Consider the following 24,986-nt stretch of genomic DNA (forward strand, 5'->3'; position numbering starts at 1 on the left):
TTTATTGTAAATTAAACAACTTTATTATCTCTGTACAATAGGAGAGGAGTCTAAAAACGTGAAATATTATGTAGCAACAGGATTAGCAATTACTTCTTTATTTATAATTACAGGTTGTTCTAACAATGTAGAAACACAACTAGTAAAAAAAGAAACGGTTCAATTTCCTCATTAATAAGTGAATATTAAAATGCGGGGACAACTCATTTAGAAAACTTTGCAACAGAACCCCTAAAAGAATATAGGTCGAGAGAAAAAAACCACCTGTTTTAACAGGCGGTGTCTCTTCACATAATAGTATTCAACTCTTCTTACAACTTTCCATTCCCCTCAAAATCCACTTAATATCCGCAATATAACTATATTGAATCAATTCAAAGGAAAGGGTTCCACCCATAACCTTGTTTAGACCGGATATCCACCTGTTGGCGGTGGCCAAGCACTAAATAATCTGCGAATCAGCACAATTTCACCTAAATGGTAGGAGTTGTGAGATGCAATATTACGTAGCACACCGCCCGGGGTTTCACTAGGCCATTTCTCCAATGGTTTGTCCAATTGAACAGTTTGAGCAATCGTGCATGCCTGTTCAATCCCTTGAAGAAAATACTGAATAATTTGTTCCCATTCTTCCTCACTGCCAGGACATTCTTCTTCAGGCCAGCTCTCTTTCACATGGGCAGGCAATGCAGGATTCTCCCCCTGAGCAAATAATAAGAGAAAATCTTGCCAGTAGGTCATGTGTTTCACTAATTGATAAATAGAATAAGGCAGTTCCTCTCTGCGTTTTCCCGCAAGCGCCAAGTCTATATCCGACAAAGCATTCTTGATAGGAAGATGTCCTCGTTCTCCTCTTAACGATTTTACTAATGCCTCGCTAAACGCTTTATTTGATTGTTCCATAATAAGCGACTCCCATCCTGTTTTATTTTCTAATTTGCTGATTTTCTAGACGAGCTTTGTTAAGCGAAACTTCATATACTTGATACCAACAATAATATTGTGTTAAAGCTAAATGATTATTTTTAATATATCTATCGTAAATGCAAAAGATTTACTAAAATTACCGCCACATTTTAACGAAAATATACGCTAAAGAATTATCTGCTTTTTGTTATATTCGGATTTTAAAAGACTAGTTTCTTGTCCGCGTCACATACGGATAAATCGGATCTCTTAATTCGAAGTCATACGTTTCTCCATTCACAATTCCTACCACCTTCTCACTGTCATATAAATCCAGTAAGAAACCGGCCATTTGTTCAGCTGTATGGAACTTAGGAACAATACCATCATATTCAAAATTCTCAATATCATAGGAGCGTTTCGCAAATTCGGTCTCTGTTGCAGCAGGAGCCAAGACTTTTGCTTGCATGGCTGCTCCTTTTCCTTTCAATTCTTGTGCAAGCCCTTCTGTAAAGGCACTTACATAGAACTTTGTCGCGCAGTAGGTCACAGCATCTGCAACAATCAGATATCCTCCTCCTGAAGAAATATTGATGATTTGCGTTTCTTTAACATCTGCATAGTCACGCACATAAAGAGAGGACAGAACGGTTAAGGCTTCAATATTCAAATGAATCATCGTCTCAATCTTATTTAAATTTTGTTCCCCAACAGAAGCAAAGTTTCCAAACCCAGCATTGTTGATCCAGGTTTCGATCTGATAGTCCTGAAGACTTTCGTAGAATGCATAAACATTTGTAGTAACAGATAAATCAACAGTTCGAATGACAACATCCAGGTCTGCGTTAACGTCAGCCACTTTTGATTTTAGCTTTTCCAATTCCTCCGTTCTGCGAGCTACTATGATTAAGTTCTTTCCGCGAGCCGCAAAAGCAAGAGCCGTTTCATACCCAATTCCTGAACTGGCACCCGTAATAACTGTATATTTCATATAAATCCCTCCTGAATTTTATCCAATTAATTTTATTGTGAACGAACTATGAGTTGATTATAATGATTAGAGTTAACTCTAAGTCAAGAAAAAATTAATCTGGAGGTTTCTTATGCATACCATTGGTGAAGTGGCTAAAATTTTAGGGATAAGTACACATACATTGCGGTATTACGAAAAGGAAAAAATTATAACGCCGGTTCGTGATGCCAGCGGAGACAGGCGATATAATGATTCACATATTAAATGGCTACAATTTGTTGTCAAGTTAAAAGAAACACAAATGCCTATCGCGAAAATAAAGAAATATGCTTCATTAGTTTTAGAAGGAGAACATACTACACTAGAGCGGTTAAGCCTTTTAGAAGAACATAAAGACGCTATTAAGAAACAAATCAGAACATTAAAGGCTGCAGATGAGATGCTTGAATATAAAATTGACGCTTATAAAGATTTCATCAGTAAACGAGATTAGATGCAGGCTCTACAATCTCTATAGGGTAGAAGGAGCATCTATCGATTTTGGAGTAATCATCTGTTCAATAAATATAAAAATTGAGGGTTCTGTTGCAAATTTTGAAAAAAGCATAAACAGGTTGGTAAATGAGGAACAATGTTTAGGAAGTAGCTAGTAATTGTTGAAGTTCATTGTACGTTGAACAGGCGGAATCTCTTTGAAAACTTCGCCTTTGTTTATATAGGGCATGAATGGTCTCAATTTATAAGATACGGGATAAAAAACACACCACTTATAAAAAGCGGTGTGCTTCAACATTTACTTTTATACTCTATCTTTCCTATTGTGAATTTCTACTTGTAAGCTTTCTATAAATGTAGCTAGCGAAACCACTTCAGATTTTTCTTCACCATACTTGCGTACATTTACCGCTCCATTCTCCATTTCTTTATCCCCTATAACAAGGACATATGGTACCTTTTGAATCTGAGCTTCCCGTATTTTATATCCTAATTTTTCACCGCGAACATCTCGTTCGACGCGAAGACCAACGCTCTGTAATTTTTCTTCAATTTCTTTTGTATATTCTTCATGTACTAGATTGGAAACAGGAATTATTTTCACTTGAACTGGAGCTAACCACGCTGGGAATGCTCCCCCAAAATGTTCTATTAATATTCCTAAGAATCGATCAAAAGAACCTAAAACAGCACGGTGAATCACAACTGGTCTTCTTTTCTCATTTCTCTCATCAATATAATTTAAATCAAATTTCTCTGGCATTTGGAAATCTAGTTGAACAGTTCCGCATTGATGACTTCTTTTCAAAGCATCTTTAATATGAAAATCAATTTTCGGACCGTAAAATGCGCCATCTCCTTCATTCACTCTATATTTATAATTCAGTGATTCCAATACATTTTCGAGAGCTGATTCAGCTTGGTTCCATAGCTCAACATCTCCCATTGAATCTTCAGGTCTTGTTGAAAGCTCAACTTCATATTCAAAACCAAATGTTCTATATACATAGTCAATTTGTTGTAGCACTGACTTTATTTCACTTTCTATTTGTTCAGGAGTGACAAATAAATGTGCATCATCCTGACAGAATGTACGAACTCTTAGTAGTCCGTTCAATGCACCGCTGAATTCGTGACGATGCACTTGCCCAAATTCACACATTCGGATTGGCAAATCCCTGTACGAACGTAGTTTGTGCTTAAACATTAGCATATGTCCAGGACAATTCATCGGTTTTAATGCAAAACTTTTATTGTCTACCTCTGAAAAATACATATTATCTTTATAATGATCCCAATGCCCTGATTCTTCCCATAACCCTTGATTCATCATAATAGGAGTACGAACTTCTTGATAATCATATTTTTGCTGTATTTCTCTTAAAAAGGACTCTAGTTCATTACGAATGATTTGCCCTTTTGGCAAATAAAAAGGCATTCCTGGTGCTTCTTCTGAAAACATAAATAGTTCAAGTTCATTGCCTAGCTTACGGTGGTTCCTCTTTGCTGCTTCTTCTACAAACTGCAAATAGCTTTCTAATTCTTTTTGCGAAGAAAACGCAACACCATATATACGCTGAAGTACTTGATTATTACTATCTCCGCGCCAATATGCACCGGAAACATGAGTTAATCGAAATGCTTTTAAATAACCAGTTGACGGTAAATGCGGACCACGGCATAAATCAACAAATTCTCCTTGTTTATAAATTGTAACAACTTCACCTTCAGGAATCGCTTCTAAAAGTTCCAACTTCAAATGATCATTTACATCTTGAAAAAGCTCCTCTGCTTCTTTTCTAGTAATTTCAACTCTCTCTATTTTTAAATTTTCATTCACAATATTCTGCATTTCATTCCCAATTTTAGGTAAGTCCTCTACAGCTATGCTGTTTGGAAGATCCATATCATAATAAAATCCATTTTCAATAACAGGTCCTATCCCAAATTTCACATCACCATATATTCTTTTTACAGCTTGCGCTAATATGTGTGCAGAAGTATGTCTTGCGATTTCTACGCCTTCCGCTGAATCCATAGTAATAATTTGCACTTTCGCATTTCCTTCAATGTTTCGGCGTAAATCAAAAACCTGCCCATTCACCTTTCCCGCTACTGCTTTCTTTTTTAAACTAGTACTAATTGATCCTGCAATTTCCTCTAAAGTAATTCCTTTTACAAATTCTTTTATACTACCATCCGGAAATATAATTTCAATCATCTGTTCTCTCATTGTTCATCTCTCCATTTCATAATAAAAAAGCACACTCATCCCTAATAATAGGGACGAGTGTGCTTTTACCCGTGGTTCCACCCAGATTCCCATCATAAAAATACAATGGCTTCTTTTACGGTAACGTCGCTTACACGGCACTAGATACTTTTATTTTCCCCAATGCAGCTCTAAGGTGGTAAGTTATTTCTCTGCGTTAGGAAGTTCTCAGCTTTCCTTCCCTCTCTGTACAACCGTTTAAAATAACTCGTGTCCTTTTCTTCGCTTATTATGAAATTAAATATAAAAAAGCATATTCATCCCTAATAAATAGGGACGAATATGCTTATATTCGTGGTTCCACCCAGATTCCCATCATACTTCATCGTACAATGGCTTCTTTTGCAGGTAACGTCGCTTACACGGCACTAGATACTTTCATTTTCCCCAGTGCAGCTCTAAGGTGGTAAGTTATTTCTCTGCGTTAGGAAGTTCTCAGCTTTCCTTCCTTCTCTGTATAACCGTTTAAAATAACTCGTGTCCTTTTCTTTGCTTTTATAATACATCCATTAATTGTTATTTACTATATCCTATTCATTTTACTTTTGCAAGTGTCAAAAAATCTTTTTTGTTCAATAAAAAAAGGGAAAATCAAAAACAATTTTCATGTTTTTTGATTTTCCCTATCTTTTTTACCAATCTTGTGGTTCGTAGTTTAAGTCTGCAAATAATCTTTTTTTCTCTTTCTTCGTTAAATCTCTCCACTGTCCAACTGGTAAATTATTTAATTGAATATTCATAATCCGCGTACGTTTTAATGTGTAAACTTGATAACCTAAAGCTTCACACATACGACGAATTTGGCGGTTTAATCCTTGTGTTAAAATAATTTGGAATTCATATTTTGATAACTGTGTTATTTCACAAGGAAGCGTTTTTGTTCCTAAAATTTTAACACCCGCTGCCATTTGTTTTAAAAATTCAGGCGTAATCGGTTTATCTACTGAAACAATATATTCTTTTTCATGTTTATTTTCAGCACGTAAAATTTCATTAATAATATCGCCATCATTCGTTAACAAAATTAAACCGTCTGAATCTTTATCAAGACGCCCAACGTGATTAACTCGTAAAGGATGATTCACTAAATCGATAATGTTACCTTTAACTGCCTTTTCACTTGTACATGTAATACCTACTGGTTTATTTAAAGCGATATACACATGGTCTCGAGCAATTCGAAGCTGCTCTCCATTTACTCGCACGTCATCACCTGGTTGTACTTGGTCACCTATTTTTGCAACCTTTCCGTTAATAATTACTCTTCTTTCATTAATTAATTTATCTGCTCCACGTCTAGATGCTTTTCCAGATTCACTAATAAATTTATTTATACGCAAGTTAGGCACATCCTTTTCTCTAAAAATTTCAAGCTCACACTGCTTCTACCGTACAATACAAAAGGGTAAGCCTCCTATTATAACTTAAATATATTAACATGAAAGAGTATATGGCGTCTTCAATTAATTACATGTTTATAAGAAAATAATTGGTCTTCTTTTCCTTTTTACCTTATACTATATTGCCACCAAATGAATATTTGCTGCATATAACATCATTTATTTACCTTTTTCATAGTTAATATACAAACATAGTTTTGGAATACGGCTCAATTAAGCATCTAAATAATCCACAGTATTTTGTAAACAAAAAAGAATCCTTTTGAAAAAAGATTCTTCTTCAGCAGAATTAAAATTAGGTGTTATAAAGTGAACCTTTATGCGTACTGTGACTTTATTTCAAACCTACAACGGACCATTCTTCCTTACATACAACTTGCTTTCCATTTATGTTTTCAACATACTCTTTTACATTAGCTAACTTATATAGCTCCGGGAAAATTCCTTTCACATAACGTTGATGTACCATTTCATCTTGCCAATAAGATAGAACTACATAACGATTTGAGTTTGTAATCGATCTTCCTACAACGCCACCTAACATTCCTTCTACATGTTCCATCCCTTTATTCCAAATCGTTTCTTGTACATGTAAAAAATGTTGCTCATTTCCACTCTTCACATCACAAATTGCGATTCTTACAAATGAACCTTTAGCAATTGCATCCATAAAAGGAATACTTGTTATGTCATATAACGTTTGAAATTTCTCTATTTCACATGAAACATATGTATCCTCTTGATTACTATTTAAAAAAATTGTATCGTGTACTTCATTCATGAATGCTTGATACGTACCCATACTTTCCCAAATAGAAAATATACAGGCTTCATCTTCATCCCAGCCTCCGAATTGCCCATGAAATCCCTTTAAGTGTTGCAAATCACACCATTTCTTTTGGGCAGTTGAAAACAAATCTTTTTTCTGTTTATCTACTTTGCAAAATATTGTTTTTAATAACATATAAAATCCCCCTTATTATACATTCCCTCACCTATAACGTAAAAAATGAATTTCTTCTGTTTACATAATAAAATTATGTTTTATTTCGTTCGCTGTTTTCTAAATAGTAATCCGCTTCTTTTATCATCCAACTCCCAAAATCATCTAAAAACACTACAATTTCTTTTATGTCCTCTATAGGATTAACTGCATATTGCAGCGCTTTCCTCATATTTTGTTCTTGCTCTGGAAAGTGCCTACTAAACAACTCATATGCTGGATAGAGATCTCTAGAATAAAGCCCTTCTTTATCAATTGTTAAAGCTAACCCTGCTCTAACTACTATCTTCATAATCCAGCGACAACAATCGGTTACATCATCCCTGCCTTTATTATGAATTAACTCTTCACATGCTTGTTCGATTTGTGACTGTAAATGTATGAGATGTTCACGAGCTAATTCTTGACTTACTTTATATTTAGGTAGCTGAGACCTTATATCTTCACCGAATATACATACTCCATGTGTTTGAATCATAAAACTTATGAACGAAAAACGACTGGAATGTAACACTTCTTCAACATCATAAAAACTTAATTCCACCCCAGATATACAACCAAATTTTTGAAGCAATTGTTGCTGTATACTTTCGCTCCATCCCAAATCCATTTCCTTCGTATCTTTTCGAACTAATATAATTGTGTCTATATCTGCAATCCCCTCTATTCCAATCCCTCTTGGAACAGATCCTCTTATATAAATGCTATGCAAATCATCCTGTAACGATTGAAAACACATATTCTTTACTTCTTGTATTACCTCTAGAAAAACTGGTTGAATTTTATTGATATGTGAATCATTTATAATGTATCCCGTATCATCTACAGGACAAAAACGGCCTATTTTTTTAATAATTGCCAATCTATCAACTCGTTTCTATATAAAGTGTTACTTCCATGTTATATAGAAATGAGTTATAAATCAAAAAATTTAGAATGGAAAACCGAAAAATCTATCTATTTTGATACAATTTTAGCAACATGTAGGCGTATCCCTATCTATATGGGAGCAGGAAGGTAAAAAAGGAACGTGTCTTTTCGTATCATGAAAGGAACTTTGCGGACATTATTTTTGTTGGATTAACCCTTTGTCATATACACTTTGAATTAGTTTTTCCAGTTTCTCTTCGATGGGGTGTTCCTCATTATCAGATACCTTTCTTCCATCTGAATTGAATTGCGGACCACACAGTGACTGTGTGACTTCTAGTTTATTAAAAGGAAACGTCTGTTCATTAGGTTCTCCCACATGATTTGTAGAAACTCCGTTTGACATCATATGAATACAAGTTTGATCTAATTTCTTGCGCTTTCCGTTCTTATCAACCGTAAAATACTGATCATTTACCCTACCATATTTCATATCTTTGGTAGATGTGATAGCAGTTCCTTCGTTTGTAAACGAAACAACCTGAAACCCTTCTTCTGTTTCAAGCAGTTTGGCATCTGGCACATTATATAGCACAATCAAATCTCCTTCATAGCCTTCAGGAATCAAATATATAACATCAGTTGTTTCTTTATGAAACATACTGCAACTTCCCAACACCATTAAAAAAATCGGTACTATACATGTTAGAATCCGTTTCATGTGATCCCATCCTCTTCTCTCTCCTTGTTTCATGGCGATTATTTTTTCCACTTTTCAATATCTGAATCTATTCTTCAAACAAATAATATGTATTTCCCCCCGGATAACGCAATACGATAACTTTCCTATCTCCTTTTTGAAATACTACAGTATGCCCATCTTCTCCCATCCCTTTATTTTCGAAATAGGCATTAAACTTATATATTGATAATGTGCTTGATTCTCATCTTCAATATAAATAGCTGACATTGGGACTGGAAAATCTTTAATCTTTGATTCTCTCGTCATGAATATTAGCACTAATAGTCCACCTAAAACTAATACCCTAATTATATTATATTAGAGTATATTTTCCGTCTCTTTTTCTCCATTGAAAACCCCCTCCTTACATGTTATTAAGAGTAATATCATTTAATATTTTACTAATTATTTCTATATAATCCTATTATTTATTTCTCAAACCCTTCCTTTTTTCGACAAAATAAAACAACTTCCAACTATGTAACTTGTTATTATAGATTGATATATCTTATATTCTGTATATTAGGAGGGAATACCAAATGAAAAAATCGTTCTATAAAAAATGGTGGTTTTGGCTTTTTAGCATACTGATTATCACAAGCATTGGGACCATTGTTTTTTTGAACTACACGAAAGAAACAAAAATACAAACTATAAAAGAACCTATCGATAAAAAAATCTATCAACAAGAATTAAAATCTCAAATTGATTCACTTACTACAAAGTACGATAATATTGTAGAACAGGAATGGTTACCAACATGGACTAAACTAAATTCAAATCCAGATAACATAAATACAGCTGAATTACTAGATAAAATGAATAATATAGCAAACCAATTCAACGAGATTTCTAAAAATACGGAGACATTTAAAGCTGAAGGAAAAATGAATGATCCTGCACTGAAGCAGAAAATAAATCATTTTAAAACCGCGTTTATAGCCGCTTCAAATTGTATGGAAAATGCCGCATTATCTGTTACGCAAGGCTTAAACAATGAGAAACCCATAAAAGATAGTTTAGAAAATGCTACGCAATCTTTAGGTCTTGCTGATCAAAATATTGTCATGGCTTTATCTATGTTAGCTGAACTAGAAGGTATATTCGGGATAACCCAAAAATAAATTCCCTCTATAATCTCCTGCCATTTCAGGAGATAAAGTGAAACTTTAATCAGTGGGGATTTTCTTCATCCCCCACTGATTATTANNGGGCAGTTGATCCCCCACCTTCCTTGTTTCTCTCTAAATCTTGAAGTAGGGGGTCTTACTACCCGTTAATGCGGGATAAAATTTTTGTTTAAAAGTATCTCCCAATAAAAAATGATTGCAATTCATTTATAAGGAACCTATAATGTTGTTTATTGATTATGTAAAAGTCATTTCATATCAATATAACTAAGTTTTTAATCACATAATTCGGATGAACCATTCAGGAGAAGATCTATTGATCTACCGACGGGGCAAAAAGTTGATGACTCAGCTTTGAAACTCTCAGGTCTTGTTACAAGTAGAACTGCATGGGGACGAATCTCTGGAGAGACTCCCTCTCGCCTATCATATAGTGCAGAGGAAACAGAGCACCGAAGGAGCAAATCCGCTGTATTAGCGGATAATCTCTCAGGTAAAAGGACAGAGACAAGCGAAAGAAAACGCCGATTTGGATCGGTTTATTTTTCTATCCCTTGTTTCTCCAGAGACCATTTCATTTATGTGAAGTGGTTTTTTATTTTTTCTAAAAAGGAGAATAAAAATGGAGACAGTAAGTAAAGTATTAGAACAAATCAATCACTACGTATGGGGGTTACCAACCTTATTCCTTCTAGTCGGAACCGGAATCATTCTCACAGTGCGTCTAAAAGGTTTACAGTTTCGTAAACTATTATACGCTCACAAACTAGCATTTCGAAAATCAGAAGACACGTCTTCTTCAGGAGATATTAGTCATTTCCAAGCACTCATGACAGCAATGGCCGCGACCATTGGTATGGGAAATATAGCTGGTGTCGCAACTGCTGTTACAATCGGTGGACCCGGGGCAATATTTTGGATGTGGATCACTGCCTTGTTCGGTATGGCAACAAAATATGCAGAAGCAATCCTCGCGGTAAAATATCGTATTAGTAATGAAAACGGCGAATATTCCGGCGGTCCAATGTATTACTTAGAGCGTGGCTTAGGAAAAAGATGGCTCGCTATTTTATTTGCTATTTTCGGAACAACCGCTTCTTTTGGAATAGGAAATATGGTGCAATCAAATTCCGTTGCAGAAGCTATGAGAATAAATTTTGCATTTCCTCCTGCTTTAACTGGTATATTAATGGCTTTCTTAATTGCGATTGTTATTTTAGGTGGTGTAAAAAAAATCGGGAAAGTCACTGGATTTTTCGTTCCACTTAAAGCTTTCTTTTATGTAATTTCTGGTCTCATTATTATTTTTTATCACTTTGATCAAGTCCCAGAAGCATTTTCACTTATTTTTTCTGGTGCATTTCAAGGTACTGCAGCTGCTGGTGGTTTCATCGGTGCAACAGTTGCTTCCGCAATTCAAATCGGAATGGCACGCGGGGTATTCGCCAATGAAGCTGGTTTAGGAAGTGCACCAATTGCTGCGGCGGCTGCAAAAACAGATTCACCCGCTAAACAAGCGCTTGTATCAATGACAGGCACTTTCCTTGATACATTTATTGTTTGTACGATTACTGGTTTAGTATTAATTACAACAGATGCATGGAAATCTGGAAAAACTGGTGTTGAAGCAACAACACTTGCTTTCCAATCTGTATTTGGCAATGCTGGTAGCATGATTCTTGGTATTGCAATTATCTTATTCGCCTACTCTACTATTTTAGGATGGTCTTATTATGGTGAAAAATGTGTAGCCTATTTATTCGGACAAGGTGCTGTACAATACTATAAAGCCATCTTCATTGTTATGATTGCAATTGGTGCCAACTTAAAACTCGGAATCGTTTGGACATTTGCTGATATCGCAAACGGACTTATGGCTATTCCAAACTTAATTGGTCTAATTGGATTAAGTGGTGTTGTGGTAGCAGAAACTAATCGATTTTTACAAGCAGAGAAATTAAAAAACTCAAATAAAAAAATTGCAAGTTAATAAAATTTACAGGCAAAAGGTATCCCCTATAGAAATGGGATGCCTTTTGCTTGTATCAAGCATAAAATGCTCGCTACTGCATTCATCATACATTTCTTTCCCCTCTTTTCCTTATTTTTATATAACTACATACTTATCTCATAAAATGTAATTCTAGTTTCTTACATTCTGCTTCTTCATCCGCTTTAACAATACCAATTTCCTCTATTATATTTTTAGGTATAGATTTATATCTTACATGTGTCTTAAATTCTGATTCGAAGGGAAACGGCGTAATTCGGATTTTTTCTTTATCTATCCACTCAGCTGTAAACGATTTATCGGTAACAGTGTTAAAAATTTCAGTGCCTTCAAATCCTTTTTTAAATAAATCAATTTCTTCTTCTTTCGTTACACCAGGTTCATTCATACAAGCATATAAAGATAGCTCATCACAAAACTTCAAAAGTTTATAATGCTTATCAAACATCTTATACCGCTCTTTTGTTAGCGTTTTCAAAAATTTCTTTTGACGATCCAATTCTTGCTTATAAAATGATACCATTTCCGGATCTTTTGGATTAAGAGGAAATGAGGTGAAATGTTTACTACATAGCATAGCACCGTAAGGATTTGAATTTTCGATTTCATTCAGGCCTATCGAGTAAAAAACGAAGCGCAAAGAGCTTGGGCAATCCATAAAAGAATATGGTACATTCTTTGCATCGTTCCAAATAGGTGTTTTATCTAATCCAATCCAGCCTTTATCATGTTGATCAATCGCATCCACACATTCATTTAAGTAGGCTGTTTCTTCAAAAAAATCTTTTCTAAACTTTTTTGCAAATTCTCCTGCCAACAATCCGTGGTCATGCTGCCGAATTAATATGATTTCTTCTTGATTTGTACGAATAATCATAATTGCATTCCCCCCCTCCTTCTATTTTATATAGTAAATTTATTATTTTCTATACAAATCCTCCTTTCTAAAAAGGTAATAAAAATAAATTCCTCTATATTTTGCAGGGATTCCGCCTCTTTCACCGAAATTAAGATAACAATGTGGTTCTATCAATGCTTTCAACAATATTGCTACATTCTATCACTCATTACAAAAACAAACCTAGATAAAAAAATGAATATGAGGTGAAAAAATGAACAAAACTGAATTAATTAAAAACGTGGCTCAAACAGCTGATATTTCACAAAAAGACGCTTCAGTAGCTGTCCAATCTGTATTCGATGCAATTACAAATGCTTTACAAACTGGTGATAAGGTACAACTCATCGGTTTTGGCACATTCGAGGTACGCGAAAGAGCGGCTCGTACAGGACGAAATCCTCAAACGGGCGAAGAAATTCAAATTGCTGCTGGAAAGGTTCCAGCGTTTAAAGCAGGTAAAGAATTAAAAGAAGCTGTAAAATAATAAGAAACCAGCCTTAAAATAGGCTGGTTTCTTATTTATCAATTCATATACTTTCCGCGCTGGAACATTTATTGATGAAGCGATCTTATCTTTTTAAATTGTGAACGACTAAAAAAGGTAAACCAAAACATATGGTTTACCCGAATAAAAATGTACGTTATAAAAGTTATTTCACCACAAACCGCGTTTGACTACAACCATCCTTCTGCTTCGTTACTTCAAGTACTGCTGGCATCGCATTCTTCAACTCTTGTACGTGTGAAATCACACCGATAAATCGTCCGGATTTTTGTAAGTCTATTAATGCATCAACTGCTTTTGTTAATGACTCTTCATCTAGTGAGCCAAACCCTTCATCGATAAACATCGTTTCGATAGAAATTCCGCCTTCATACGCTTGAATCACATCGGCCATACCGAGCGCTAAGCAAAGCGATGCGTTAAATTTCTCACCGCCGGACAACGTTTTTACGTCACGTGTTTGACCTGTATATGCATCATACACATCTAACCCTAGCCCACTTTGTCGATTTCGTTTTTCAACTCGTTCACTTCGTTTTAAATAGAACTGTCCGTTTGATAGTTTACGAAGTCTTTCATTGGCAATTTGAACGATTTGTTCTAGATACTCAATTAAAATGTATCGTTCAAAGGAAATACGACTTTCGTTATCTCCTTTCATGACTTCATATAAATCAACAAGTTCTTGGAAAGCTTTTTCTTCTTCATGAATTTGTTCATCAATCCGTTTAATGTTATCATGCAAATCAGAAATATATGCAACTGCATTTTGAGCGCGCTGACGTTTTTCTTTCGTAATATCAAGCTGGATTTCTAGTTCTTTCATTTGTTCTTCTAGAACTGTAATATCCATCCATTCTTTCCCGGCTAATTCATTTGTTAATTCTTCAATTTGTTTCGCTACTACTTCAAGCGATGAATAGTATTCTTTGATGTGCTCTTGCAGATGTTTTATTTCTACATCTGTTAATTTCGCTTCTTTATAAGCTTGCTGATTAATAAACCCACCCTGCTGTAGCTCTGTCATAAAACGAAGTAAAGTCTCTTCTTTCTTTTCTTTTGTCTGAGTTACCTGCTTCATAGCCCCATCATGCTCAGCTTGCACACGTATATTTTCATTTTGCCAATGTTGATATACTTCTTGTACTTTCTTCCATTCATCCTCCATAAAGCGGAGTGTGCTAACAGCGTGTTGAAACTGTTTCTTCCATGCTTCCAACGTTTGTAAGCTTTCAGGAATTTTTTGCTGATCATGTTCATAAGACGTTCGCAGTTCTATACACTCTAACTCAGTGCGATGCAGCATCGCTTCCGCTTCACGTTTTTGTTTTTGTAACTCTTCTACTTGCTGTTCGAATCCTTTTAGACTGGAAGCTAATTGTTTACGCTTTTCTTCACTCTCTTTTAATGCATTCACTTCAGCAACTAGTTGTTTTCCTTTTTGTACCAATGTGCGATACGTTTCTGCTAATTCTTCTGAACGATATCCCCGGTTGGCTACTTCTTCTATTACTTGCTCATACTGTGCTCTGTAGAAATTCCATTTCTCAGCTACTTGCATATGTAGTTTTTCTGCAACTGTTTTCTTTTCACGCAGTTCATTTAATTGTTGCTCATCAATGGAATCTCCTCGCTCTGTAGCTTTGTTAGGATGTGTCGTGCTACCGCATACTGGACACGATTCTCCATCATGAAGATGCTGTGCTAACATCCCAGCTTGTTCATTTAACCAGCGTTGTTCCATCTCTTCATACGCTTTCACAACTATTTCTACTTTTTGAGAAGATGATTCTTTTTCTTTTTCATATTTTTGCTTCTCGTTCCAAACGTCATATGCTTGCTTTAATATTTTTGCATCTTCTCGCATATTTGTCAGTTCTTCCACTTTTGTTACGTATTGCTCAAGCGCTGCTTCTAACTGTTGTAATTCTCCAGCTACTTGTTGTTTTTGAGAAGTTTGCCCTTCTAGCTGGTGCTCAAATTTATGAATACCTTCGTTCAATTTCTCTCTCTGAATCTCTACCTTTTGCAAATTGGATTTTTTCTCTGCTAATGAAGCAATAATCGACTCTAATTCCTCTAGTCTCTGTACGTCTTTTTTAGCTTCTTCACGTACAGATTCCTTACCTTTTAATTCTTCATATTTCTCTTGTGCCAATCGGAAAGATTCAACAGTCTTTTCTTTCTTAGCAAATATTTGCTTCAGTAATTGTTCAGCGTTCTGTTCACTTTGCATTGCTTCTTCATACCATTGTTCAAATGGTACTAATCGTTTTGCTTGTTCCGCCAGTTTAAAACGTTTTTCTTCTATTTCGATTTGTTCACGATTTGCTTGTAAAGCTTCTTGTTGCTCTTGTTTCTGCTCTAAATCTTTGAACTTTTCATTAACAGATTTTGCTGCATGAAAACGAACTTCTACTTCTTTTAATTGCTGCGCTTGTCCTATTTGCTGCGTTTGCAACTGTTCAACTTCTGCTTCATAACAACCCGTTTCTTGTTCCAGTGCTTCGACTACTTGATGCGTATTAACATGCTCCTGCTGCACCAATGTTTCTAACAACGAGCCATCTCGAACTGGTAACTTAAAAACATTACGGAAGTACAGTTCTCTTTCTTTTTGCTTTTCTTGCAAGACGTCTTTCCACTGTTTCCGTTTTTGATCTAATAATTCGCGCATTAATTTATAACGATCTGTTTTAAAAATGCGACGTAAAATTTCTTCTTTATTTTCTGTTTCAGATGTTAGTAGTTTTCGGAATTCTCCTTGCGGAAGCATGACAATTTGACTAAATTGATGTTTACTAAGTCCGATTAAATCTTCAACCTTTTTGTTCACATCTGTCACATGAAAACGATCTACACATGGAATCTTCTCATCACCTATTACTTCATATAATTCAACAGCATGCCCAGTAACGGTTTTATTCCCTTGCTTTTTATGGCCAAGCTGCCTTTTTATTTCATATTGTTTCCCTTTCAGTTGAAAGGTTAATTCTACACTCGTATATACATTATCATCAGCAAATTGGCTACGAAGCATACTCGTATCACTTCGTTCTTCTCCGCTTGCTTCTCCATATAACACATAACAAATCGCATCGAATATCGTTGTTTTTCCTGCTCCTGTATTTCCTGAAATCGCAAAAATACGATGATCCCCTAAATCATTGAAATCAATGACCTCTTGCTGTTTATATGGACCAAACGCTGTCATAATAAGCTGCAGTGGTCTCATCCTCGTTCACCTTCCCGTTCTTGCACTGTTTGTAATACTTCTAAGAATAGACATTCTTTCCCCTCTGATAAATCTGATCCCTTCATTTCTTTATAAAAAGCCTTTAAAAGAGACAAATCATCCGTCTTATGTCTCGAAACAGTCACCTCATTGGCTTCTGTAAATTCTCGTCTTTGTATAGAACGTTCAACATGCATTGCGTTTGGATATACAGAACGAATTTTTTCCATTGGCTGCAAGACAGGATTTTCATCCAATAATTTAACAAATACATAATCTTCGCTTGTCGGATGCTTTAATAAATCGTCTATTTTTGCTTCTACAGTTCGCATCTGGCGTCGAGGTGCAAATAAGCGTTTCTCTATTGTCATTTCTCCTTCCCTATCTAATTCAACAATATAATATCCTTTTTTATGACGTTCTTCAGAGATGGAATATGCAAGTGGTGAGCCTGAATAACGAATTGTTTCATTGCGTACAAAATGCGCCTGATGTAAATGACCAAGCGCCGCATAATGAAACTTATCAAAATAATGGCTATTTACGTACTCAGCACCACCAATTGAAAGCGGACGTTCTGCATCACTCGTATTTTCTTCTGCTTCGCCTGAAGAAGTCACAAATGCATGTCCTACAAATACATGTCTTGCTTCTTGATTCATTGTTTCTGAAAGTTCATTCATAAAAATACGCATCGCATCATCATGAGAGCGAATATCTTCATTCTTTATCACATGTCTAACAATACTTGGGTCCGCATATGGAACTAAATGAAAATGTACTTCTCCATACGCATCATGTAAAACAACTGGTTCATATGGAAATTGAAATTGCCCCACAATATGTAACCCTTGTTTCTTCATTAAACTACTACCAAAATGAATACGGTCTGGACTGTCATGATTTCCAGCTACCGCGATTACTGGTGTTTGTAAATCAATCACTATTTTTTGTAATACTTCATTTAATAAATCTACTGCTTCTGTTGGTGGAATTGCTCGGTCATATAAATCACCTGCAATAATGACGGCATCTGGTTTTTCTTCTTCCACAGCTTGAACGAACTGATCTAAAACAATTCGTTGATCTTCAGTCATATATACACCGTGAACAAGTTTTCCTAAATGCCAATCTGCTGTATGAAAAAACTTCATTTTCCCCTTCCTTTCTCTCTTTTAATTTACTGATTGTAATGAAACAAGTTGATAGTTAAGTGTTGTCTTTCCATTTTCCCACTCTAACTTTTGAACGATTGCATTACCGATTCTTTCTTGATTGGATTTATATAAAGGTAACAGTTCATTCATAGCGAATAAATGATAACCATCTAAAATTAATTGAAAAACATTTTCTTCTATATGTAATCTCGTTTCTTGTTCATTTGAAATAATTTTCATGTGCATCTCAAATTTCATATAAACACAACTCCTCTTATTATTCTCTATACTTCAATAGTATAGTGGCTTCTCATGATTGACAAGTGAATAGATGCGGAAGAATTTACTTATGTGTTTGCATATTTTTCATTTTATAATACGGTATGTGAAATTTCATAATTTTAGAGAATACTATGATGATGTCTACCGGTTCCTTGTGTACTTATTTTGCTAACAATGATTGTTCTTTCCAAAAGAAAAGAAACCATTTTGATCAAGCTTTTTTCAAAACGATTCCTTTGTTATAACAGAAAATAATTTAGTTTGCGGGATATCTTTAATCAAATTTTATTTTTGCAAATAATCTTTCATTACATAGTACAATACAGTAATTAAAATAATCGCAATAAAAAATGAAAATAAGGCCACGATATATCCGTCTTTATTTAACATAAAACAAAGTGAAATAGATATGATAAAAACCGGAAACACGAGACGTACTTTATCTTTCACTTCTTCTGTCGTATCTGTATGATGAAAATACTGTGTAATTCCTATCATGAGAGAAGACAAAATAATAACCGATAATAGCAAAGGTCCTGGCATTCCGATCTCTCCTTTCTCTATTCCTTATTATATACAAACTCAAGCACCGTTAAAAGTTTGACAATTCAGCGAATATAACAAAATATGATTCTTATCTGTGTACACTCTTTTTGGGCAAGCATAAGAGTCATATATAGTATATCCTCCGCTTTCAACCTATAATCAATCATGATTGTTGTAATATTCCTTTTCGTACGTAGAAATCCTGCAAATAGAACTCGCCAAAATATGCATTTTTCTACAAAAGGTCTACTATTATGTCTAAATGTTCATTTGTTTAGACAGTTAGACACTTTTTTACTAGTATTTCTGCTTTTATAAAGGGCATTGGAATTGGCACAATACTTGCTTACTAAATAAATTATAAAGGACATTTTAGATTGTATCGAGAAATAAGAACGAGAAGATATATAATAGGAGGATTCAAAATGACTGAAAATGTTTTATTTTCCACTAGTGAACACGGTGTTGCATCCATTACGTTAAACCGTCCAAAAGCACTTAACTCTTTATCCTATGATATGTTACAACCAATTGGGCAAAAACTAAAAGAATGGGAAAAGGATGATCGCATCGCTATTATCGTATTAAAAGGCGCTGGTACAAAAGGCTTTTGTGCTGGCGGTGATATTAAAACATTATATGAAGCGCGTTCAAATGAAGTTGCATTACAACATGCAGAACGTTTTTTTGAAGAAGAGTATGAAATAGATACTTATTTATATCATTATCCAAAGCCAATTATCGCTTGTTTAGATGGAATTGTAATGGGTGGTGGCGTCGGCCTTACGAATGGTGCCAAACATAGAATTGTCACAGATCGTACAAAATGGGCAATGCCTGAAATGAACATTGGATTTTTCCCAGATGTCGGTGCTGCTTACTTCTTAAATAAAGCTCCTGGACAAACTGGACGCTACGTCGCATTATCAGCATCTGTCTTAAAAGCTGCTGATGTGTTATATATAAATGCTGCTGATCATTATATGCCATCTGAAACGTTACCTACTTTTCTTGATGCTCTCGAAAAAGTAAATTGGCACAATCAAAATGTACCTAGTACTTTAAAAGAACTTATTCATAAATATGAAACAACACCTAGTAGCGAAAGTGAACTTGCTTCCATGCAAGAAGAAATTGACCAACACTTTGCTTTCCAAACAGTCGAAAATATCATCCATTCATTAGAGAATTCCGAAAGTACTTTTGCTGTAAAAACAAAAGAAACATTACTCTCAAAATCTCCATTTTCACTAAAAGTAACATTAAAACAACTGATTGACGGGAAAGAAAAATCAATAGAAGAATGTTTTGCAACGGATCTCGTACTCGCTAAAAATTTCATGAGACACGAAGATTTCTTTGAAGGCGTTCGTTCTGTCGTAGTCGATAAAGATCAAAACCCACAATACAAATATAAGCAATTAAGTGATGTTTCAGATGAAGAGGTAAATCGCTTCTTTAACCTTCTTAATGCATAGGAAAAAGGCTAGATAAAGGCAGCTTCCTTTCTGCTCTATCTAGCTTTTTTCAATGTTTATATTCCCCACAATTCATCCCCCTTTTAACAATTTTATTAAATAAGTTTTAACATACTTAAATTTAATTTAACATAACACTTAAATTATGATACACTGATTTTAATTAAATTTTCAAAATATACAAACAGAAAGGCGGAGTGATGGTGGAAAATTACCTTCTTTTTATTATTATGTCGATTTGTCTTATCATTTTACCAGGACCAGACACTGCAATGGCTACGAAAAACACTCTTACTTCAGGAAAAATGGGAGGAGTGAAAACGGTATTCGGTACATGTATTGCTCTTTTAATTCATACGTTAGCTGCTGTAATTGGGCTTTCTGCTATTATTGTTAAATCAGCTTTCTTATTTTCTATTTTTAAATACGTTGGTGCCCTCTATCTCGTTTATTTAGGAATAAAAGCACTCTTATCTTTAAAAGACAAAAATAGCATAGATACAAATGAGCTACCTATGAAACATGCAAATGAAAAAAGCTCTTGTTTCCGTCAAGGTTTTCTTACTAACCTTTTAAATCCTAAAATTGCTGTTTTCTTTTTGACCTTTTTACCGCAATTTTTAAATCCTAATCATAATACACTTATTCAGTTTTTGATTATGGGACTTACCTACCTTGTTTTAACTGTAATATGGTTTGCTTTTTATATATTTTTAATCGATAAAATAAGTGTCTTTATGAAAAAGCCTGCCACACAAAGATATATTCAAGGACTTACTGGTATTATATTAATTGGATTTGGTATAAAATTAGCGTTCGAAAAAAACAGTTAACAATAAAAATCCACCTCTCATAAATGAGTGGTGGATTTTTTGTGCATGTAACAAGTTATATATGCGTTCTATCTATTAAAACCAGCGCTCTGTTACAACTTTTTTACGTGTGTAGAATTGAACACCATCTGTTCCATTTGTTCCAAGATCACCGTAGAAGGACGCTTTATTTCCTGCAAATGCGAAGAATGCCATTGGGGCTGGAACGTTAACGTTTACACCAATCATTCCTGCATCGATGTTATCACGGAATGTTTGTGCATGTTTACCACTAGATGTATAAATAACGGCACCATTTGCAAATTTTGATTGGTTTGTCAGCTTAATTCCTTCTTCTAAATCTTTTACTCTCACAATGCTCAGTACTGGAGCAAAGATTTCATCTTGCCAAATTTTCATATCCTGATTTACACCATCAAAAATGGTCGCTCCAACAAAATACCCTTCGCCTGCTTCTTCATTCACTTTACGACCATCTACTAATAAAGTAGCTCCATCTGCTACACCGCTATTAATATAGCCTAGTACACGTTCTTTATGAGATTCACGAATTAATGGTCCTACATAATTATCTTCGTGGAAACCATCACCTACTTTTAATTTACGTGTTTCCGCTACTAGAACATCAATAAACTCGTCAGCAATTTCATCCACAACAGCTACAACAGAACATGCCATGCAGCGCTCTCCACTACTCGCAAACGCCGATCCAATCACACCTTGTACCGTCTTTTCCATGTTGCAATCTGGCATCACAATCGCATGGTTTTTTGCTCCTGCAAGTGCTTGTACGCGTTTTCCATATTTTGTTCCTGTTTCATACACATAACGTGCAACTGGTTCAGATCCAACAAATGAAACAGCTTGAATATCTTTACTTTCTAGAATACTATTTACAACATCTTTACCGCCTTGTACTAAGTTTAAGACGCCTTTTGGAAAACCTGCTTCATAGAATAATTCTACCAGTCTTTCAGCTAAAAGTGGTGTTCTTTCCGATGTTTTTAATACGAATGTATTACCGCATGCAATTGCAAGTGGGAACATCCATAAAGGAATCATCATCGGGAAGTTGAATGGTGTAATTCCAGCAACAACTCCAATTGGGTAACGCCAAATTGAACCATCAATCCCGCCCGCAATATTTGGAAGTGCTTGCCCCATCATTAAGTTTGGTGTTGATGTTGCTAGTTCTACAGCTTCAATCCCACGCTGCACTTCGCCAGTTGCATCTTTTAACGTTTTACCATTTTCTAATGTAATGATTTTTGCAAGTTCATCCTTGTTTTCTTGTAAGAGTTGTAGATATTTATATAGCTGTCTTGAGCGATTTGGAACCGGTACTTTAGACCATGTTTCATAAGCAACTTTTGCAGCTTCAACAGCACGGTCCACATCTTCTTTTGGAGAAAGCGGAACGTAAGCAATTATTTTCCCAGTCGCAGGATTCGGGACAGCTTCCACTTCTGTTCCAGTAGATTCTACCCATTCACCATTAATATGATTTTTCACGCGTTTAATTTCTGTTGTAATCATTGTATTCGCTCCTTTTTATTTTTTATATTTGCTAGCATCATTATTATTTTTGATTAGAGGTTAATTGTTCACTTACCTTTTGGTATAAAGCAGCCATGTCTTTTTCACCATACCCTGCTTTCCCAGCTTCCTCATACAAATTCAAAAGCATTTCACTCACTGGTAAATGAAGTTCACTTTCTTTCGCTAAATCGACTGCAAACCCTAAATCTTTCTTTAATAGATTTACAGTAAATCCTGGATCATAGTTTTCTGGTGCAATAAAGCTTTTATAATTACGCTCATAAATTCTACTTTGTCCATAACTCACATTTAAAATATCAAACATTTTATCTAAATCCATATTGTTTTTCTTCGCTAAAGTTAAAGCCTCACTAACACCTGCTGTGTAAAAACCAATCAGTAAGTTATTAATCAGCTTTACAGTTGTACCACTATCAATTTGCTCACTCACATGAAAAACATTTGCTCCTAATACTTCCATCATCGGTAAGCCTTTTTCATATACCTCTTTTGATCCACCAACCATAAAAGTTAATGTGCGATTTTCCGCTCCAATCACTCCACCACTAACTGGCGCTGCTAAGAAATCTACTTTTTTAGCATTTGCAGCATCTGCCAACCTTTTATTTAGCTGTGGTGCCACTGTGCTTGTATCAATTAAAACTACATTCGGATGACTATTTTCAATTAAGCCCTCTTCTCCAAAATAGACGGCTTCAACAGCTCGCGGTGATGGTAAACTTGTAAAAATCAAATCACATGTTTCTGCCAAATTGGAAATTGATAAGCCTATGATTCCTCCTTCCTTCTCAAAGGAAGCTTCAGCATCTTTATTTAAATCGACTCCATATACCGTGTAATTTGATTTAACTAAATTTTTAGACATCGGAAGACCCATATTACCTAAACCAATAAAACCAATCTTTTTCATATTGTTCTCCTCCTATTTAAACAATATATTTCCCGCGATTTATAATCACTTTTGCGATTTCTCTCTTCTTCGTAAATACGTTCGTATATAAAGGTACTGATAATTGGCGAATTTCATCTAGAATAGCGTTTCTTTTTTGCTCTTCTTGTACTGCTGCAGAAAGAAGAACAATTGCCGCTGATTCTACTTTTCGATACCCTTCTTCACAAAGAACATCTGTTACGAACTGTTTTGTACGTTCTTTTTCGTCACCATTTTTACTTACCGCTTTCTTTGTACGTAAAAATGCTGATTCCATGACATATACATCTTTCAACATGTCTGCTAATACGCGTGAATATTCTTGTTCTTGTTCGATTTTTAATTCAGGAGTTTGAGATAGCGTTTTCAAAGATTGCTTCAATAATTGTTTCGATAATAAAATATAACGATGATTTCGTTCTACATTTTCAAATGTGTCTTCCTCTACTTGGTCACCTAATGACTTCGTTTCTTTCATTAACATTTTCGCAACTGTTAAGCGGTTAATTTCATTCGTTCCTTCAAATATACGGCTAATTCTAGCATCACGATATAATCGTTCTACTTCATATTCTTGCATATAACCATAACCACCGTGAATTTGTACCGCCTCATCCACAATATTTCCAAGTGTTTCTGAAGCATTCACTTTATTAATCGCACATTCCATTGCAAATTGAGACATTTTCTGCATAATGCTTTCATCACTCTCATGAATCGCATCATCAATTACACCTGCTGTTCGATAAGCTGCACTCTCTGCACCATATGTAGCAATAATCATATTTGCAATTTTCTCTTGGATCATCGTGAAATCAACTAATTCTTTCTGAAACTGTTTTCGTTCTTTTCCATATTGAACAGATAGGCCAATTGCTTGCTTTGCTGTCCCAATATTTCCGAAAGCAAGTTTCAATCTCGCAAAATTAAGAATATTAAGAGCTACGTGATGCCCTTTTCCAACTTCCCCTAATACATTTTCAGCTGGAATTACAACATCCTCTAGTATCAATGTTGCAGTAGAAGAGCCTTTAATACCCATTTTCTTTTCTTCTAGACCAATCGAAACACCTTCACATGTTCTTTCGACAATAAATGCTGTCATTCCTTTATTTGTCTTCGCAAAAACAACATATACATCAGCCATATGAGCATTCGTAATCCACTGCTTTTCACCGTTTAATGTCCATGTAGTTCCATCTTCACTTAAGACCGCACTTGTTTTTGCACTTAACGCATCAGATCCAGCATTTGGCTCTGTTAATGCATAAGCTCCAATCCATTCGCCTGATGCAATTTTAGGTAAATACTTTTCCTTCTGCTCTTTCGTTCCGTAGTATATATATGGCAATGTTCCTACTCCGGCATGAATGTTAAAGGAAACACTAAACGCTCCTGCGTATCCCATCTTTTCTGCCACCAAGCCAGAAACTGCTTTTCCTAATTCAAATCCCCCGTATTCTTCTGGAACTTCTATACTTAGTAATCCAAGTTCTCCAGCTTTTTCAAACAACTGGCGAGAAACTTGATAATTATGCTGCTCAATATTTTCAATTTGTGGAACAATTTCTTGTTTAACAAATTGTTCTGTTGTTTTTGCAATTAAATCTTCATCACCCGAAAAATCCTCAGGCGTAAAAAAGGATGTATGAAGCTCCTTATTCAGCGAAAAAAATTCGTCCCATTGCAACTTTGTTTTCTCCATCTGTATCCCCCTATCATTTCGGTCTTCATTTTATTTATATGCAAAATCTAT

21 protein-coding genes, 3 pseudogenes, 1 riboswitch and 2 other annotated features are annotated in these 24,986 nt (G+C 35.1%); of the genes and pseudogenes, 7 read left to right on the forward strand and 17 right to left on the reverse strand.

Annotated elements, in window-relative coordinates; translation table 11 throughout:
• Positions 1–58: 58 nt before the first annotated feature.
• Positions 59–163: pseudogene (locus CN373_RS07565) on the forward strand (F510_1955 family glycosylhydrolase); the annotation flags it as partial.
• A gap of 242 nt (positions 164–405) precedes the next feature.
• Here the strand turns inward: CN373_RS07565 and CN373_RS07570 are convergent.
• Together CN373_RS07570 and CN373_RS07575 are read right to left on the reverse strand one after the other, a co-directional pair.
• Positions 406–903, reverse strand: coding sequence for a DinB family protein (locus CN373_RS07570; RefSeq protein ID WP_098359027.1), 498 nt, complete (start codon positions 901–903; stop codon positions 406–408).
• A gap of 232 nt (positions 904–1,135) precedes the next feature.
• On the reverse strand, positions 1,136–1,897 hold the full coding sequence (locus CN373_RS07575; protein WP_098359028.1) for an SDR family NAD(P)-dependent oxidoreductase: 762 nt from the start codon (positions 1,895–1,897) through the stop codon (positions 1,136–1,138).
• A 112-nt stretch (positions 1,898–2,009) separates the two neighbouring features.
• Here CN373_RS07575 and CN373_RS07580 point away from each other — a divergent pair, with 112 nt between their 5' ends.
• Positions 2,010–2,372 (forward strand): MerR family transcriptional regulator, encoded by a 363-nt coding sequence (locus CN373_RS07580; protein ID WP_098359029.1) that lies wholly within the window; start codon positions 2,010–2,012, stop codon positions 2,370–2,372.
• Between the two features lie 142 nt (positions 2,373–2,514).
• Here CN373_RS07580 and CN373_RS25810 read toward each other — a convergent pair.
• From CN373_RS25810 to CN373_RS07615, 7 genes and pseudogenes are all read right to left on the reverse strand, one after another.
• Positions 2,515–2,616 (reverse strand): annotated as a pseudogene (locus CN373_RS25810) (IS6 family transposase); the annotation flags it as partial.
• A gap of 62 nt (positions 2,617–2,678) precedes the next feature.
• Entirely contained in the window at positions 2,679–4,607 is a 1,929-nt protein-coding gene (gene thrS / locus CN373_RS07590; protein ID WP_098359030.1) for a threonine--tRNA ligase, read from the reverse strand.
• A gap of 46 nt (positions 4,608–4,653) precedes the next feature.
• Positions 4,654–4,878, reverse strand: a binding site (T-box leader).
• 37 nt (positions 4,879–4,915) lie between these two features.
• Positions 4,916–5,145, reverse strand: a binding site (T-box leader).
• A gap of 133 nt (positions 5,146–5,278) precedes the next feature.
• The gene (rluF, locus tag CN373_RS07595) at positions 5,279–5,986 is read right to left on the reverse strand and encodes a 23S rRNA pseudouridine(2604) synthase RluF (protein ID WP_001222175.1); all 708 of its coding nucleotides are present in this window, start codon (positions 5,984–5,986) and stop codon (positions 5,279–5,281) included.
• Positions 5,987–6,380: 394 nt separating this feature from the next.
• Positions 6,381–7,010, reverse strand: a complete 630-nt coding sequence (locus tag CN373_RS07600; RefSeq protein WP_000925130.1) for a DUF4937 domain-containing protein — start codon at positions 7,008–7,010, stop codon at positions 6,381–6,383.
• A gap of 73 nt (positions 7,011–7,083) precedes the next feature.
• Positions 7,084–7,911, reverse strand: coding sequence for a hypothetical protein (locus tag CN373_RS07605; RefSeq protein WP_000974690.1), 828 nt, complete (start codon positions 7,909–7,911; stop codon positions 7,084–7,086).
• A 204-nt stretch (positions 7,912–8,115) separates the two neighbouring features.
• Positions 8,116–8,640, reverse strand: a complete 525-nt coding sequence (locus tag CN373_RS07610; RefSeq protein ID WP_033664082.1) for a DUF6843 domain-containing protein — start codon at positions 8,638–8,640, stop codon at positions 8,116–8,118.
• A 67-nt stretch (positions 8,641–8,707) separates the two neighbouring features.
• Positions 8,708–8,928 (reverse strand): annotated as a pseudogene (locus CN373_RS07615) (hypothetical protein).
• A gap of 272 nt (positions 8,929–9,200) precedes the next feature.
• Here CN373_RS07615 and CN373_RS07620 point away from each other — a divergent pair.
• Both CN373_RS07620 and CN373_RS07625 read left to right on the forward strand, forming a co-directional pair.
• Positions 9,201–9,785 carry a hypothetical protein gene (locus CN373_RS07620; protein ID WP_000748130.1) on the forward strand — a complete coding sequence of 195 codons (585 nt, stop codon included), beginning with the start codon at positions 9,201–9,203 and terminating at the stop codon, positions 9,783–9,785.
• A 399-nt stretch (positions 9,786–10,184) separates the two neighbouring features.
• A riboswitch (glycine riboswitch) is annotated at positions 10,185–10,306 on the forward strand.
• A 107-nt stretch (positions 10,307–10,413) separates the two neighbouring features.
• Positions 10,414–11,781, forward strand: a complete 1,368-nt coding sequence (locus CN373_RS07625) for an alanine/glycine:cation symporter family protein (protein WP_098359031.1) — start codon at positions 10,414–10,416, stop codon at positions 11,779–11,781.
• 133 nt (positions 11,782–11,914) lie between these two features.
• Here CN373_RS07625 and CN373_RS07630 read toward each other — a convergent pair whose 3' ends face one another.
• The gene (locus CN373_RS07630) at positions 11,915–12,679 is read right to left on the reverse strand and encodes a DUF3891 family protein (protein WP_000586926.1); all 765 of its coding nucleotides are present in this window, start codon (positions 12,677–12,679) and stop codon (positions 11,915–11,917) included.
• A 235-nt stretch (positions 12,680–12,914) separates the two neighbouring features.
• Between CN373_RS07630 and CN373_RS07635 the strand changes: the two genes are divergently transcribed.
• On the forward strand, positions 12,915–13,187 hold the full coding sequence (locus CN373_RS07635) for an HU family DNA-binding protein (RefSeq protein WP_001043909.1): 273 nt from the start codon (positions 12,915–12,917) through the stop codon (positions 13,185–13,187).
• Between the two features lie 166 nt (positions 13,188–13,353).
• Here CN373_RS07635 and CN373_RS07640 read toward each other — a convergent pair whose 3' ends face one another.
• From CN373_RS07640 to CN373_RS07655, 4 genes are all read right to left on the reverse strand, one after another.
• On the reverse strand, positions 13,354–16,443 hold the full coding sequence (locus CN373_RS07640) for an AAA family ATPase (protein WP_098359032.1): 3,090 nt from the start codon (positions 16,441–16,443) through the stop codon (positions 13,354–13,356).
• A complete protein-coding gene (locus CN373_RS07645; RefSeq protein ID WP_000667659.1) occupies positions 16,440–17,597 on the reverse strand; it encodes an exonuclease SbcCD subunit D in 1,158 nt (385 codons plus the stop codon). The genes CN373_RS07640 and CN373_RS07645 overlap by 4 nt, the downstream gene beginning before the upstream one ends.
• A gap of 21 nt (positions 17,598–17,618) precedes the next feature.
• Entirely contained in the window at positions 17,619–17,858 is a 240-nt protein-coding gene (locus tag CN373_RS07650; protein ID WP_000667339.1) for a DUF2584 family protein, read from the reverse strand.
• A 309-nt stretch (positions 17,859–18,167) separates the two neighbouring features.
• Positions 18,168–18,425: a hypothetical protein gene (locus CN373_RS07655; protein ID WP_001119411.1), complete on the reverse strand. Its 258-nt coding sequence runs from the start codon at positions 18,423–18,425 to the stop codon at positions 18,168–18,170.
• A 428-nt stretch (positions 18,426–18,853) separates the two neighbouring features.
• Here CN373_RS07655 and CN373_RS07660 point away from each other — a divergent pair, with 428 nt between their 5' ends.
• Positions 18,854–19,906: an enoyl-CoA hydratase/isomerase family protein gene (locus CN373_RS07660; RefSeq protein ID WP_000138559.1), complete on the forward strand. Its 1,053-nt coding sequence runs from the start codon at positions 18,854–18,856 to the stop codon at positions 19,904–19,906.
• Positions 19,907–20,106: 200 nt separating this feature from the next.
• Positions 20,107–20,739, forward strand: coding sequence for a LysE family translocator (locus tag CN373_RS07665; protein ID WP_002056664.1), 633 nt, complete (start codon positions 20,107–20,109; stop codon positions 20,737–20,739).
• 75 nt (positions 20,740–20,814) lie between these two features.
• On the opposite strand, the gene CN373_RS07670 is transcribed toward CN373_RS07665, so the two are convergent.
• Genes CN373_RS07670 through CN373_RS07680 form a run of 3 tightly spaced genes read right to left on the reverse strand, consistent with a single transcriptional unit; the run spans position 20,815 to position 24,935 of the window.
• Positions 20,815–22,275, reverse strand: a complete 1,461-nt coding sequence (locus CN373_RS07670) for a CoA-acylating methylmalonate-semialdehyde dehydrogenase (protein ID WP_000633336.1) — start codon at positions 22,273–22,275, stop codon at positions 20,815–20,817.
• Between the two features lie 43 nt (positions 22,276–22,318).
• Entirely contained in the window at positions 22,319–23,209 is an 891-nt protein-coding gene (locus tag CN373_RS07675) for an NAD(P)-dependent oxidoreductase (protein ID WP_000719418.1), read from the reverse strand.
• Between the two features lie 16 nt (positions 23,210–23,225).
• The gene (locus tag CN373_RS07680; protein WP_000416038.1) at positions 23,226–24,935 is read right to left on the reverse strand and encodes an acyl-CoA dehydrogenase family protein; all 1,710 of its coding nucleotides are present in this window, start codon (positions 24,933–24,935) and stop codon (positions 23,226–23,228) included.
• Positions 24,936–24,986 lie beyond the last annotated feature (51 nt).

This window comes from Bacillus cereus, from assembly GCF_002561295.1.
GTDB classification, from domain to species: Bacteria; Bacillota; Bacilli; order Bacillales; family Bacillaceae_G; genus Bacillus_A; species Bacillus_A cereus_S.

Bases quoted from the DNA above. Each gene is read 5' to 3' on its own strand.
- CN373_RS07570 (WP_098359027.1), bottom strand. From the start codon at position 903: ATGGAACAATCAAATAAAGCGTTTAGCGAGGCATTAGTAAAATCGTTA.
- CN373_RS07575 (WP_098359028.1), bottom strand. From the start codon at position 1,897: ATGAAATATACAGTTATTACGGGTGCCAGTTCAGGAATTGGGTATGAA.
- CN373_RS07580 (WP_098359029.1), top strand. From the start codon at position 2,010: ATGCATACCATTGGTGAAGTGGCTAAAATTTTAGGGATAAGTACACAT.
- thrS (WP_098359030.1), bottom strand. From the start codon at position 4,607: ATGAGAGAACAGATGATTGAAATTATATTTCCGGATGGTAGTATAAAA.
- CN373_RS07600 (WP_000925130.1), bottom strand. From the start codon at position 7,010: ATGTTATTAAAAACAATATTTTGCAAAGTAGATAAACAGAAAAAAGAT.
- CN373_RS07610 (WP_033664082.1), bottom strand. From the start codon at position 8,640: ATGAAACGGATTCTAACATGTATAGTACCGATTTTTTTAATGGTGTTG.
- CN373_RS07620 (WP_000748130.1), top strand. From the start codon at position 9,201: ATGAAAAAATCGTTCTATAAAAAATGGTGGTTTTGGCTTTTTAGCATA.
- CN373_RS07625 (WP_098359031.1), top strand. From the start codon at position 10,414: ATGGAGACAGTAAGTAAAGTATTAGAACAAATCAATCACTACGTATGG.
- CN373_RS07630 (WP_000586926.1), bottom strand. From the start codon at position 12,679: ATGATTATTCGTACAAATCAAGAAGAAATCATATTAATTCGGCAGCAT.
- CN373_RS07635 (WP_001043909.1), top strand. From the start codon at position 12,915: ATGAACAAAACTGAATTAATTAAAAACGTGGCTCAAACAGCTGATATT.
- CN373_RS07640 (WP_098359032.1), bottom strand. From the start codon at position 16,443: ATGAGACCACTGCAGCTTATTATGACAGCGTTTGGTCCATATAAACAG.
- CN373_RS07645 (WP_000667659.1), bottom strand. From the start codon at position 17,597: ATGAAGTTTTTTCATACAGCAGATTGGCATTTAGGAAAACTTGTTCAC.
- CN373_RS07650 (WP_000667339.1), bottom strand. From the start codon at position 17,858: ATGAAATTTGAGATGCACATGAAAATTATTTCAAATGAACAAGAAACG.
- CN373_RS07655 (WP_001119411.1), bottom strand. From the start codon at position 18,425: ATGCCAGGACCTTTGCTATTATCGGTTATTATTTTGTCTTCTCTCATG.
- CN373_RS07660 (WP_000138559.1), top strand. From the start codon at position 18,854: ATGACTGAAAATGTTTTATTTTCCACTAGTGAACACGGTGTTGCATCC.
- CN373_RS07665 (WP_002056664.1), top strand. From the start codon at position 20,107: ATGGTGGAAAATTACCTTCTTTTTATTATTATGTCGATTTGTCTTATC.
- CN373_RS07670 (WP_000633336.1), bottom strand. From the start codon at position 22,275: ATGATTACAACAGAAATTAAACGCGTGAAAAATCATATTAATGGTGAA.
- CN373_RS07675 (WP_000719418.1), bottom strand. From the start codon at position 23,209: ATGAAAAAGATTGGTTTTATTGGTTTAGGTAATATGGGTCTTCCGATG.
- CN373_RS07680 (WP_000416038.1), bottom strand. From the start codon at position 24,935: ATGGAGAAAACAAAGTTGCAATGGGACGAATTTTTTTCGCTGAATAAG.